This window comes from Virgisporangium aurantiacum (assembly GCF_016863635.1).
In the GTDB taxonomy this organism is placed as follows: domain Bacteria; phylum Actinomycetota; class Actinomycetes; order Mycobacteriales; family Micromonosporaceae; genus Virgisporangium; species Virgisporangium aurantiacum.
Genome location: NZ_BOPG01000112.1, coordinates 1 through 13,266, shown reverse-complemented (window position 1 = coordinate 13,266; position 13,266 = coordinate 1). Strand labels below are relative to the sequence as shown.

9 protein-coding genes are annotated in these 13,266 nt (G+C 71.0%); 5 read left to right on the top strand and 4 right to left on the bottom strand.

Going from position 1 to position 13,266, the window contains the following annotated elements:
• Window position 1: 1 nt before the first annotated feature.
• From Vau01_RS58560 to Vau01_RS58550, 3 genes are all read right to left on the bottom strand, one after another.
• Window positions 2–823 carry a LacI family DNA-binding transcriptional regulator gene (locus Vau01_RS58560; protein WP_204012335.1) on the bottom strand — a complete coding sequence of 274 codons (822 nt, stop codon included), beginning with the start codon at window positions 821–823 and terminating at the stop codon, window positions 2–4.
• Window positions 820–2,001: an ROK family transcriptional regulator gene (locus Vau01_RS58555; RefSeq protein ID WP_204012332.1), complete on the bottom strand. Its 1,182-nt coding sequence runs from the start codon at window positions 1,999–2,001 to the stop codon at window positions 820–822. Before Vau01_RS58555 ends, Vau01_RS58560 begins: the two co-directional genes overlap by 4 nt.
• A gap of 73 nt (window positions 2,002–2,074) precedes the next feature.
• Window positions 2,075–3,070: a glycoside hydrolase family 26 protein gene (locus tag Vau01_RS58550; protein ID WP_204012329.1), complete on the bottom strand. Its 996-nt coding sequence runs from the start codon at window positions 3,068–3,070 to the stop codon at window positions 2,075–2,077.
• A gap of 186 nt (window positions 3,071–3,256) precedes the next feature.
• Between Vau01_RS58550 and Vau01_RS58545 the strand changes: the two genes are divergently transcribed.
• The 5 genes from Vau01_RS58545 (at window position 3,257) to Vau01_RS58525 (ending at window position 10,631) form a co-directional block, all read left to right on the top strand.
• On the top strand, window positions 3,257–3,745 hold the full coding sequence (locus tag Vau01_RS58545; protein ID WP_204012326.1) for a hypothetical protein: 489 nt from the start codon (window positions 3,257–3,259) through the stop codon (window positions 3,743–3,745).
• A gap of 77 nt (window positions 3,746–3,822) precedes the next feature.
• On the top strand, window positions 3,823–4,617 hold the full coding sequence (locus tag Vau01_RS58540) for a hypothetical protein (RefSeq protein ID WP_204012323.1): 795 nt from the start codon (window positions 3,823–3,825) through the stop codon (window positions 4,615–4,617).
• Window positions 4,614–5,306, top strand: a complete 693-nt coding sequence (locus Vau01_RS58535; RefSeq protein WP_204012321.1) for a hypothetical protein — start codon at window positions 4,614–4,616, stop codon at window positions 5,304–5,306. Before Vau01_RS58540 ends, Vau01_RS58535 begins: the two co-directional genes overlap by 4 nt.
• A 56-nt stretch (window positions 5,307–5,362) precedes the next feature.
• The gene (locus Vau01_RS58530) at window positions 5,363–8,809 is read left to right on the top strand and encodes a heparinase II/III family protein (protein ID WP_204012319.1); all 3,447 of its coding nucleotides are present in this window, start codon (window positions 5,363–5,365) and stop codon (window positions 8,807–8,809) included.
• Window positions 8,810–8,849: 40 nt separating this feature from the next.
• Window positions 8,850–10,631 carry a substrate-binding domain-containing protein gene (locus Vau01_RS58525; RefSeq protein WP_204012313.1) on the top strand — a complete coding sequence of 594 codons (1,782 nt, stop codon included), beginning with the start codon at window positions 8,850–8,852 and terminating at the stop codon, window positions 10,629–10,631.
• 3 nt (window positions 10,632–10,634) lie between these two features.
• Here the strand turns inward: Vau01_RS58525 and rpoB are convergent.
• On the bottom strand, window positions 10,635–13,266 hold a 2,632-nt coding region (rpoB, locus tag Vau01_RS58520), incomplete at its 5' end, for a DNA-directed RNA polymerase subunit beta (RefSeq protein ID WP_204012310.1).

Here is a 13,266-nt window from a genome sequence, read left to right as displayed (position 1 = left end):
TTCACCGGGTGCTCTCGCGCTCGACCAGGTGCGCCTTCGGCGCCTCGTAGACGGCGTCGGCGGCGTCCGCGCGCATCGCGTCGAGGAGGGCGTCGGCGGCGATCTCGCCGATCCGGCCGACGTCGTGGCTCATCGCCGACAGCGCCGGCACCGCGAGCTGGCACTGCGCGGAGTCGTCCCAGGCGACCACGGAGACGTCGCCGGGCACCGTCAGGTCGGCGTCCCGGATCGTCTCCAGGCCGCCGAGCGCCATGACGTCGCTGTCGTAGACGATCGCGGTGGGCCGGCCCGTGAGCACCTGCGCGGTGGCCGCCCGGCCGGACTCCTGCGAGTAGTCGCCCTCGGCGTTGACGACGGTCAGGCCGAGGTCGGCGGCCTCGGCGTCGAAGCCGCCCCGGCGCAGTTGCGTGTGCGCGAACGCGAGCGGGCCGCTGACGTGACCGAGAACGGTGTGCCCCCGCCCGGCGAGGAACCGCACCGCCTCGCGGGCGAACCCGGCGTCGTCGGTCCACACGGTGGGCAGCCCGTCGGCGGTGGACGGGTCACCGATCACCACGGCCGGCAGGCCGAGCCGGCGCACCAGCCCGACCCGGTCGTCACCCGGGCTGAGGTCGACCAGGATCACGCCGCCGACCCGCTGCTGCGCCGACCACCGCTCGTAGGTGGCGGTCTCGGCGGCGCGGTCGGTGACGACCTTGACCAGCACGGAGATCCCGGCCGGCGTCAGGATGCGTTCGAGCCCCTCGATGAACTCGTGGTAGTAGGGCTCCTCGCCGAGCACCTGGGACGCCCGCGCCAGCACGAGACCGACCCGCTGGGTCATCGGGTCACCTGCCCCGGGGTGTGACCGGGTGCGACGGCCGCCTGCACCACCAGCACCGCGGCGCCGATGCCGGCCGCGTCGCGGGGCTGGGCGGACAGCTCGACGGAGACGCTGTGCCGCTCCCGCGAGTGCGCCGTGCGACCCAGGTGGGCGCGCAGCCGGCGGGCGAAGATCGATCCCGCGACCGCGACGCCGGGCCCGGTGAGCACGAGGCGGCCGAGGTCCAGCAGGTTCACCATCGACGTCGCGGCCACGCTCAGCCATTCGGCCGCCCGGTCGAGCACCTCGTGGGCGGCCGGGTCGCCGTTGACCGCGGCCCGGGCGATCGCGTCGTAGGCGCTGGACTCCCCGCCGGTCAGCGGGAGCCGGTCCCGCAGCGCCGGGTGCTCCCGGGCCGCGGCGATCGTCGCCCGCGTCGACGCGTACTGCTCCACGCAGCCCCGGTTGCCGCACCCGCACGGGCGTCCGGCGTGGTCGATGGACACGTGGCCGAGTTCGCCGGCGCCGAAGCTCGCGCCCCGGAACAACGCCCCGCCGAAGACGAAACCGGCGCCGATCCCGGTGGACAGGTAGATGCATCCGAATGCCTGTTCGCGCGACACCCGGCGGCTCCAGAACTCCCCGAGCGCCGCGGCCGCCGCGTCGTTCTCCACCAGAACCGGCACGCCGATCCGGTCCACCAGCTCCGCGCGGACCCCGATCAGCTCGGTGCCCGGCGATCCGGGGACGAGCGCCGGCGCCACGATCGCGAGGCCCTCGATGCGGTCGCGCGGCAGGTCCAGGCCGGCCGTGAAGTCGTCGAGCCGGTCGGCCAATCGGTCGGCCCCCCACGCCTCGTCCGGCCGTCGCGGGACGGCCTCGCGGCCGACCACTCCGCCGGCGAGGTCGACGGCCACACAGGTGACCGACTCCGACCCGACGTGGAAACCGACGCCGAACCGGTTGGCGGGGTTGATGGCGATGAGCTTGCGGCGCCGGCCGAGCACGGAGTCGGTCGAGCCGATCTCGTGGATGATCCCGTCGATGATGAGGTCGCGGACGATGTTGGAGATCGACGGCTGGGTGAGGCCGGTCAGCTCGGCGAGTTCGGTGCGGCTGATGGTCACGGCGGACCGGATGACGTCGACGATCAGGGCGCGGCTTCCCGGCCCGGCCGCGGGCGCTTCTCGACGTGCCATGGAGCGTGTCGTCTCCGGATTCCGAACGGCCTGAGCGGCGGTTCCGCCCAGGCCGTTACCGTACCCGCACGGATCAGAGGTGGACCTCGCCCTGGTTCAGGACGCGGGGATGGAAGTAGGCGGCCTGGATCTCGGCGTTCGTGTTGTTGCCGCGCAACTGCTCGGACCAGATCATGAAGTACGTCCACCGCGGCTGGCTCGTCAGCAGGCTGTTGTTCGGCACCTTGCCCATCTCGGCGATGGCGATCGGCTTGCCCGCCGCGATCGACTGGAGCTGCTGGTAGTCCGCGGCCGACGGGTAGCTCTTGTACCAGGCGTCGAGCGAGACGACGTCGACGTAGCCGCTGCCGGGGTAGTAGCCGCCCCAACCGCCGGCGGGGTTGTCCTGCACGTTCCACACCCAGATCAGGTTGTTCAGGCCCTGGCCGGTGAAGTAGTCGCGCATCTGTTGGTACAGCTTGGCGGTGCCGTTCGCGCCGGGTCGGTGGCCCCACCAGTTCCACGTCTCGTTCATCTCGTGGAAGGGCCGCCACAGCACCGGGACGCCCGCGTCGTTGAGCTGCCTCAGGTAGGGCACGACCGCCGCCATCCGGCTGCGCCAGGTGGTGTACAGCGCGGTGCCGGGGGTGACGATCTGCTGGAACTGCGCGTCCGAAATGCTGGTCTTCACGCCGCCCTCGAACTCGCACGTGGCGCCGACGGTCGGCGAGCAGGCGTGCCAGGTGAGCGCGACCAGCGAGCCGTTGTTCCACTCCGTCCGGGCCTGGTTGATGACGCTCTGCCGGTTGGCGATGTCGGTGGCCCGGAACATCATGTCGCCACCCCACAGGCCCGGCCACTGGCCGGTGACGGCGTGCGCCTGCGCGGTGTACTGGCCGGGCTGGTTGGCCGGTTCCTTGTTGTGCTGGCCCGAGACGATCGACGTGCCGGTGATCGACCGCAGGTAGTTGATGACCGTGGACTTCGGCGTGGCGGGGAACGCCGACGCGCTCGTCGCGGTGTGGAGCAGTCCGGCGCCGACGAGCACCAGTGCGGCGCCGGCGGCCAGGACGGGGCGGGGGATTCTCATTCGGGGGACCTCCGGTGGGGGCGGGCTCGAGCACGCATGGACGGCGACGAATGCGTGCTCGTGCGGCCAGCATGCAGTCACCGACGTCGACGTGTCAACATTAGATTATTAATTTATTGAACTCGCGGACCTTGACATGGACCGCGAGGATGGGCCGCACAGGCGTCGATCACCCGGGGAAGGCCGATGTCGCGGAACGCGGAGGTCACCTTCGTCGACGAACTGCTGTCCGGCGGAGGGGTGTTCCGGCGGTACTCCGACGGCGTCAAGGAGTGGCGGTGGCGCGACCCGGACGGCGTGGTGTGGTGGCGCGACAACCGCCAGCATCACGGCACCGATGAGGCCCTGCGGGAGCGCCTGGTGAAGCGGAGCCACCTGGACGGCCGTGTCGTGTACGGCCGCGACATCGGATTCGGGTGGACCGCGTGGAACGACGGCCGGCGCACCCTCAACGTCACCGGTTCGCCGTCCGGGTTGGCGGCGATGCTCGTGCGGGTGGGGTCGTACGCCCTGCTGAGCGCCAGGCGTCCGCCGCCGCTGTGGCTCAGCCCCACCGAGGAGGAGCGGCTGCGCCGCCGTCCGGAGGACCGCGAGCGGGAGGACCGCGAGCCGCCCGACGATCTGGTGCGGGCCGGCGACGACCACCGGGACGACCTTCTGGACGACTTCGGATGAGGTGCCCCCACTGCCGGGCGGAGTGTCCCCGGCACCGGCGCGGTCCCCACGGCGGGCAGTGCGCGGAGTGCCGGCGGTTGTTCGTCACCGACCGGCGCGTCGCCTACACGGCGTTCCCCGCCGAGTTCCTGCGCCAGCGGATCGCGGCGCTGGGCCGGGACGGCGGGTTCCGGGTGACGTCGCTGCAACTGCAACGCGACCTGCTGCGGAAGCGGCCGTACCCGCTGGAGCGTCCACCCCGGTTGTGGGACGACGACTTCGACTTCGCCCATCCGCCCGCCCCGCCGGTCGTGGTGGCGGTCGGGGCCACGGCCCTCGGTTACTGGTGGGCCGTGGCGGTCTGGCGCGACGCGCTGCCCGTGGAACTCATCATCGGCGGCGTGGTCGCGTTGGTGCTGTTCTGCGTCCCCGTCTTCACGTTCCTGGGATTCCTCGTGTACCTGCTCTTCCGCGTCGTTCCGCTGTTCGTGCTGCGGCTGTCGAGGAGGCTGGCGCGGGCGGTGGTTCCGGACCGGCGGAAGGTCGTCCTCACGCGGTCCGCGCTCACTGCCGTCGCCCACACCGTCACCACCGATCTGGTCGACGAGCACGGGACGGCGCCGCCGCCGGCGCCGGACCCGGTGCGGTTCGCGGTGCTCTGCCCGGACCCCGCCGTCGCCGCCTGCCTGTGGGCGAACGAGGTCGGCGACCGGCTCGGCGGACTGGTCGTCACCACCCGGGACGAGGTGCCGCGCGCCGCGCCGGTCCTCGACCTGTCCGACCGGACCCCCGACGATTCCCCCGCCGACCTGCTGGCGGCCGTGCTGCGGTTCGGCTGCCGGCACCTCGACGCCGGCCGCACCGGGTTCCTCACCTGGCCGGTGGGCGGATGATCTGTCCACACTGCGCGGCGTCGGTGAAGCACCGCGAACGGTCCGGCCACCGGTGCGGCCGCTGCGGGCGGGAGTTCGTGTTCGAACCGCGTGACCACGCGTCGCGGCTCACCGACGTCCAGGTGCGACGGGCGGCCGCGTGGCTGGGCGAGGGCCTGTTCCGGTACACGTTCGGGCAACTGACCGCCACCGTCGGCCGCGGCGGCGCCGTCCCGCCGAACTTCCGGGAGACGATGCTGCTGCGCTGGCCGCAGGTGCACGGCTCGCTGCCCGCCGGCCTCGTCGACGAACGCAGCCGGATCGGCGCGGACCCGCCGATCCGTCCGGTGACCGCGCACGTCCTGTGCCCCGACCGCGCCGTGAGCGCCTGCCTGCTGGCCAACGACGTCCAGCGCCGGTTCGACGTGCTCGTCCGCGGGCGCGACGCTCCGGCCGGGACCCAAACCGTCCTCCTGTTCGGCGGCCTCGACGAGCGGGCACACAAGATGCTGGCCACCCTCCGCCGGTCGGGGCGCCGCGCCGTCGCCGTCGGGCCGCCGGCCGGTCGCGCCCTGGTCCGGGTCCGCCCGTCCGTGCTGGTCGAATGGCTCGACCTGGCGGTGCGCGCGGAGACCCGGTTCCGCGACGGCGCGCGAAAAGCCGCCGCCGTCGATTATCTGGACTGGCCGGGAGTGACGGACGTCGATTAAGGTGACGCGTTAACGGTCCGGCCCGAAAAGGACCCTGGGTGGTCGCGGAGGCTCTCATGCGCGTCACGGTGTCCCGGCTGCGCGCGGCAATCACCGCGGTGACGACCGCTGCGGCCACGCTGGTCGCGGTGACCGTCGCGTCCCCGCCCGCGGCGGCCTACGCCGACCCGAACGCGATGACCGACGCGGCCTTCTTCGCGGAGCTGAACCTCGACCACCCCGGCCTCGGCGCGGTGCGCACGCGGGTGCAGGCGGGCGACTACGCCGGCGCGAAGACCGAACTGCTGGCGTACCACCGGGCCCGGACGACCCCGGTCTACTTCCCGTCCGGCACCGTGCCCATCACCGCGCCGCTCACCTCGACACCCGACGAACTCGTCAACTACGTCTTCCGGTGGGACGACGGCCAGAGCCGCACGTTCCCGGTCGGCGACATCGACTGGTCCTACCACTGGAGCCCGTCGAACCCGGCGGAGTTCGGCGGCCCGCACTACTACGTGATCGACCTCATCATGACCTCGTCGCTGGTGCCGGCGTACACCGCGCTGCCGGCCGGCGACCCGAAGCGGTCGGTGTACGCCGACACGTGGCTGAAGTTCGCCCTCGAGTTCATCCGGGACATGGGCAACACCAACGACGGACTCGGCCCGGAGCCGGACCACGCCGGCAGCAACCGGCTCGACATGGCGAAGCGGCTCACCGCCTGGCTCAGCGGGTTCGCCGCGTTCCGCACCGACCCGGTGTACGACGCGAACGCGAACATCGCGCTGCTGAAGTACGCGTGGCAGATGGCCGACCGGCTCTACGCGACGATCGAGGGCACCAGCGGCAACAACTGGTACATGAGCATCGCCCGGTCCATCTTCTCCGCGGGCGTCTACTTTCCCGAGTTCAAGGACGCCGCGAACTGGCGGATGCGCGGCGAGGGCGCGACCTACAAGTACATGTCCCGGAACGTCAAGAACGACGGCTTCAACGGCGAGACGACCGAGAACTACCACGCGTACGCGCTGGCGCTGGCGAACAACGTGATGAAGCTGGGCGCGATGAACGGCTACCAGGTGCTCGCGCCGCTCGCGCAGCAGTTGGAGCGCGGCGCCGAGACGCTCGCCTACATGAGCCTGCCGAACTTCGAGATGCCGCAGATCGGCGACAGCAGCACGGTGACGCCGAACAACCGGCAACTGCTGCTCGACTACGCCGGCTACTACAACCGGCCGGACATCGCGTGGATCGCGTCGCAGGGCGCGTCGGGCACGCGTCCGACCACCACGTCGGTGCTGCATCCCAACAGCTACGCGGCGATGCGCACCGGCTGGTCGCCCGGGGACAACTACCTGCTGGTGGAGAACTCCGACACGTCGTACGCGGGTTCGCACAACCACCCCGACGACCTCAGCCTCGTCGCGTACGCCTACGGCAAGCGGTTGCTGGTCGATCCCGGCGTCTACGACTACGCCACCACCGGCCCCGGCGTGTGGCTGCGCGAGACGACCGAGGCGCACAACACCGTCGAGGTGAACAACAACCCGCAGGCGAACATCGAGCGCAAGCACGTGAGCTGGCGTTCCAACAGCGGCTTCGACTTCTACCACGGCCGGCACCGCGACTACGCGCCGATCCAGCACGACCGGAAGGTCATGTTCGTCAAGCCGGGCCTCTGGATCGTCTCCGACCTCATGACCGGTGGCAGCAGCGGCGTCACCAACGCCTACGAACAGCTCTGGCACGTGCCGCCGACGACGCTCACCACCGACGCCACCACCAAGCGGGTCCGCACCAACTTCGCCGGCGAGGCGAACCTGACGGTGCTTCCGGCCGACCCGTCGACGGTCACGATGCAGGTGCGCAACGGGAACTACTCGCCCCAACCGAACCAGGTCTCGCCGGCGCCGTACGTGGCGTATTCGAAGTCGGCCGTCGGCGCGACGTCGTTCGACACCGTGCTGTACCCGGAACCGGCCGGCGTCGCGCGGAACGTCAGCGTCACGCGGATCGCCACCGGCGTCGCGGCCACCACCGCGACCGCGCTGCGGATCGCGCCCGGCGACGGCACCACCGGCACCTACTACCTGTCGCACGAGGCGACGCCGGCGACCCGGTCGTTCGGCGGGTTCGGCTTCGACGGCGAAGTGTCCTATGTGGAGAGAGACGCCGCGGGCGCGCTCGTCTCGGTCGACGTCGCGCGCGGATCGCTGCTCACCGACGGGGGAGTCGACCTCGTCCGGGCGTCGGCACCGGTCGCCGATCTGTCCGTGACATTCCAGGGGACGACGCTCGCGCTGGCCGCGAACGACCTGCTGCCCGGCACCGTGACCCTCTACGCGCCGGCCGCGACCGCGGTGACGCTGAACGGCGCGCCGGTCGCGTTCACGCGCACCGGCGACCACGTCACGGTCACCGCGCCGGCGCCGCCCGGCACCGGCACCACCGTGCTCACCGACGCGTTCGACATCGGAGGGCTGACCAGTCGCACGTGGACGTTCGACTCCTCGTCCGACGGCCTGGCGCCCGAGGCGGGCACCTGGACGGTGCAGGGCGGCACGTACCGCCAGACCAACTCGGCGCAGGCCGACGCCCGCACACTCACCGCGTCCCATTGGACCGACCTGCTCGTGCAGGCGAAGGTGACCACGGTCGCCGCGAACGGAAGCTCCACCGGCGTGAGCCTGTACGCGCGGTACCAGGACGCGAACCACCACTACCAGTTCCGCTACTACACCGGCGGCGGCTCGAACCAGCTCCAGATCGTGAAGAACTTCGTCGGTCCGGACGGACCCACCAGCACGGTGCTGGCGTCGACGGCGTTCACGATGAACCACAACACCACCTACACCCTCAAGGCGGTGGCGACCGGCAACACGTTGCGGCTGTTCGTCGACGGCGCGGCGAAGCTGACCGCGTACGACACCGACATCCTCATCGGCTCGGCCGGTCTCGGCACGCAGCGTCGCGACGCCTCTTTCGACGACCTCCTGGTGACCGAGGTCGCCGACGGCGACACGTGGTCGGTCGGGCGCGGCTACTTCCTCATCAACAACAGCGAACTCCTCGCCGACGACGCGTCCGCCGCCGACTCGCTCGTGCTGTCACGGCGGCAGAACGACCTGTTCGATGTCGCCGCGTCGGCGCGGGTGAAGGTCGTCGCGTGGGGTTCCGGCTCCCGGGCCGGGCTGACGGTGCGGACGCTCGGCACCAACGACGCGTACCGCTTCGTCGCCTACAACGCCGGCAGCGAACGCCGGCTCCGGATCGAGCGGGTGATGGGCGGCCTGATCACGCAGGCCGCCCCCGTGGTGCTGGCCGACAAGGCGTTCGCGTTCTCGACCGGCACGTCCTACACGTTCACCGCGGTCGCCCGCCGCGGCACGCTGACGTTCCTCGTCGACGGCGTGCCGCAGCTGACCGCGCGGGACCCGTTGCTCACCCGCGGCGGCGTCGGCCTGTACGCGTCGACGGCGCAGGTCCGGTTCGACGACGTCCGGCTCGACACTCTGGGGTAGCGCGCCGGAGACATTGACGGCGGTACCTACCGTTTGGCGCATGGCTCCCACACCTGTCCGCCCGGCGGTCGCGTTCGCGGTGACGGCCGCGGTGACGCTCGCGCTGCTCGTCGCGGGCTGCGCGCCGTCGCCGTCGTCGCCGGACCGGCCCGCGGAGCCGGACACCGCCGCCGGCCGCACCGGCTGCGTCCCGCTGGAGGTCAACTCCTCGACCGAGAAGGGCGACCTGCTCCTCGACCTGGCGTACCGGTACAACCGCGCCGGCCGCACCTTCGAGGGCCGGTGCGCGGCGGTGTCGGTGCACAAGACGACGTCCGGCAAGGCGACCGACGCGGTGACCGCGGGTTGGAACGCGCGGCGGCACGGCGCCCCGGTGCCGCAGGTGTGGACGCCGTCGTCGTCGCTGTGGCTCGGCCTCGTCGAGGAGCGCACCGGTGGCCGGACGGTCCTCGCGCCGGACGGCCCACGGTCGTTGGCCACGAGCCCGCTGACCATCGCGATGCCGCGGCCGATGGCCGAGGCACTCGGCTGGCCGGAAAAGACGCTGGGCTGGGCCGACGTTCTCGCCCTGTCATCGGATCGGCGTGGGTGGGCGGCGCACGGCCATCCCGAGTGGGGCGGGTTCACCCTGGGCCGGGACAACCCGCACCGGTCCACGTCCGGGCTCGCCGCGACGGTCGCGACCTACTACGCGGCGACCGGTCGGACCAGCGACCTGTCCGAGGCCGACGTCCGGTCGGCGAAGGCGGTCGACTTCGTCCGCGGCGTCGAGGCGAGCGTCGCGCACTACTCCGACGACGCGGTGCGCTACCTGTCCAACCTCGCCGACGCCGACCAGCGCGGCCAGGCGTTGTCGTACCTGAGCGCGATCGTGATGCAGGAGCAGCTCGCCTTCCTGTACAACTCGGGTGCGCCCGACGCCGACCCGAAGAGCATCGGCACCGGCCGGCGGCCCACCGTGCCCCTGGTCGCGGTGCATCCGGCCGACGGCACGCTGATGTTCGACCACCCCTACGTCGTGCTGCCCGGCGCCAGCGCCGACCAGCGGGCCGCGGCGGCCGACTTCCTCGCCTACCTCCGCCTGCCCGAGCAGCGGCAACGCTTCGCCGAGGTGGGCTTCCGCGACTCCGACGGCCAACCCACGAAGGTGCTCAGCGACACCCTCCCCATGCGCGCCGACCAGCAGCTCACGTTGCTGCCCCCGCCGTCCCCGTCGGTGCTCGCCGCGATGCTGTCGGGCTGGGACGACCTGCGCAAGAAGGCCAGGGTCCTGCTCGTCATTGACGTGTCCGGTTCGATGGACGGGTCGGCCGGCGGCGGGCGCACCAAGCTCGAAGCCGCCAAACGCGCCGCGATCGAAGGGATCGGGCTGCTGCACCCCGACGACGAGGTCGCGCTGTGGTCGTTCTCCAGCGATCCGTCGTACCGGCAACGCGTCGGGTTCGGCCGGGTCGGTGACATCCGGGCGACGTTGACCAAGAAGATCAACGACCTCGACACCGGTGGTGGCACCGACCTCTACAAGACCACACGCGCCGCACACAAGTTCGTGTACGAGGGCACGACGGTCGACCGGATCAACGCCGTCGTGCTGCTCACCGACGGGAACAACACCGGCAGCGGAGACCTCGCCGACGTGGTGCGCGCCGTCGACGCCGAACGGCTCGAACTGTCGGTGCGGATGTTCGCCATCGCGTTCGGCGACGGGTCCGACCTGGACGCGCTGCGCCAGATCGCCCGGGCGGCCAAGGGCAGCGCCTACGACGCCCGTGACCCGTCGACCATCAACGACGCCTTCATCTCGGTCCTCAGCAACTTCTGACCGTCAGATCTCCTCGACGCTGCTCGGCTCCCGGCGGGAGAGGTCGATACCAAGTTCCTCCGCCGCGCGGAACACCTCGTCGTCGGTCTCGCGCATCTCCAGCGCGACACCGTCGCTGCTCAGAACCTCCACGTTGAGGCAGAGGCTCTGCAGTTCCTTCAGCAGGACCTTGAACGACTCCGGGATGCCCGGTTCGGGGATGTTCTCGCCCTTGACGATGGCCTCGTACACCTTCACGCGGCCGAGCACGTCGTCGGACTTGATCGTCAGCAGTTCCTGCAGCGCGTAGGCCGCGCCGTAGGCCTGCATGGCCCAGCACTCCATCTCGCCGAACCGCTGACCACCGAACTGCGCCTTACCACCCAGCGGCTGCTGCGTGATCATCGAGTACGGGCCGGTCGACCGCGCGTGGATCTTGTCGTCGACCAGGTGGTTCAACTTCAGGATGTAGATGTAGCCGACACCGACCGGCTCGGGGAACGGCTCGCCGGAACGACCGTCGAACAGCCGGGCCTTGCCGCTCGCGCCGACCAGTTGTCGACCGTCCCGGTTCGGCAGGGTGGTACCGAGCAGGTCGACGATCTGCTCCTCGGTGGCGCCGTCGAAGACCGGTGTGGCCACCCTCGTGTCCGGCGGGAAGTCCGCGCAGCCGGTCTTGGCCACCCACCCGAGATGCGTCTCGAAGACCTGGCCGATGTTCATCCGGTTCGGCACGCCGAGCGGGTTGAGCACGATGTCGACCGGGGTCCCGTCCTCGAGGAACGGCATGTCCTCCACGGGCAGGATCTTCGAGATGACGCCCTTGTTGCCGTGCCGGCCGGCGAGCTTGTCGCCGTCCTGGATCTTCCGCTTCTGTGCGACGTACACCCGGACGATCTCGTTGACCCCCGGCGGCAGGTCGTCGCCGTCGTCCCGCGAGAACACGCGGACCTTGATGATCGTGCCCTTCTCGCCGTAGGCCATCTTGAGGCTGGTGTCGCGGACCTCGCGCGCCTTCTCGCCGAAGATGGCCCGCAGCAGGCGTTCCTCCGGCGTCAGCTCCGTCTCGCCCTTCGGGGTGACCTTGCCGACCAGGATGTCGCCCTGCACCACCTCCGCGCCGATGCGGACGATGCCGCGCTCGTCGAGGTCGGCGAGCAACTGTTCGTTGACGTTCGGGAGGTCGCGGCTGATCTCCTCCGGGCCGAGCTTGGTGTCGCGGGCGTCGACCTCGTACTCCTTGATGTGGATCGAGGTGAGGACGTCGTCGCGCACCAGCCGCTCGGACAGGATGATCGCGTCCTCGTAGTTGTGGCCCTCCCACGGCATGAACGCCGCGAGCAGGTTGCGTCCGAGTGCCATCTCGCCGCCGTCGGTGGCCGGGCCGTCCGCGACGACCTGGCCGGCCTCGACCCGGTCGCCCTCGACGACGACCGGCTTCTGGTTGATGCACGAACCCTGGTTGGACATGTCGAACCGGTGCAGCAGGTACGTGCGGCGGTGGCCGTCGTCCTGGTGCACGGTGATGTAGTCGGCGGTGACGTCCTCGATCACGCCGCCGGCCTCGGCCAGCACCACGTCTCCACCGTCGACCGCGGCCCGGTACTCCATGCCGGTACCGACCAGCGGCGCCTCGGTCTTCACCAGCGGCACCGCCTGACGCTGCATGTTCGCGCCCATGAGCGCCCGCTTGGCGTCGTTGTGCTCCAGGAACGGGATCATCGCGGTGGCCACCGACACCATCTGGCGCGGCGAGATGTCCAGGTACTCCACCGCCTGACGGGGAACGAGGTCCATCTCGCCGCCGTTGCGGCGGGCCATCATCCGGTCGTTGACGAGCCGGCCGTCGCTCCGCACCGGTTCGGCGGCCTGCGCGATGACGTACCGGTCCTCCTCGTCGGCGGTCAGGTAGTCGATCCGGTCGGTCGCCTTCCCGTCGATCACCTTGCGGTACGGCGTCTCGATGAACCCGAACGGGTTGACCCGGGCGAAGATCGACATGGTGCCGAGGAGGCCGATGGTCGGACCCTCCGGGGTCTCGATCGGACACATCCGGCCGTAGTGCGACGGGTGCACGTCGCGCACGTCGAGGCCGGCGCGTTCCCGGGTGAGGCCGCCCGGGCCGAGCGCGCTCAGGCGCCGGCGGTTGGTCAGGCCGGCGAGGGGGTTGGTCTGATCCATGAACTGGGAGAGCTGCGACGTGCCGAAGAACTCCTTGATCGATGCCACCACGGGCCGGATGTTGATCAGGGTCTGCGGCGTGATCGCCTCGACGTCCTGCGTCGTCATGCGCTCGCGGACCACCCGCTCCATCCGCGACAGGCCGACGCGCAGCTGGTTCTGGATGAGCTCACCCGCGGTGCGCACCCGCCGGTTGCCGAAGTGGTCGATGTCGTCGGTCTCGTGGCCGGCCTGGCCCGCGTCGAGGCGGCACAGGTACTCGACGGTGGCGACGATGTCCGCCTCGGTCAGGGCGAGGGTCGTCTCGGCGACGCCGAGCTTCTTGTTCACCTTGTGGCGGCCCACTTTGGCGAGGTCGTACCGCTTCGGGTTGAAGAACATGTTGTTCAGCACGGTCCGGGCGTTGTCGAGCGTCGGCGGCTCGCCGGGGCGCAGCCGCCGGTAGATGTCCAGCAGCGCCTCGTCCCGACCCCCT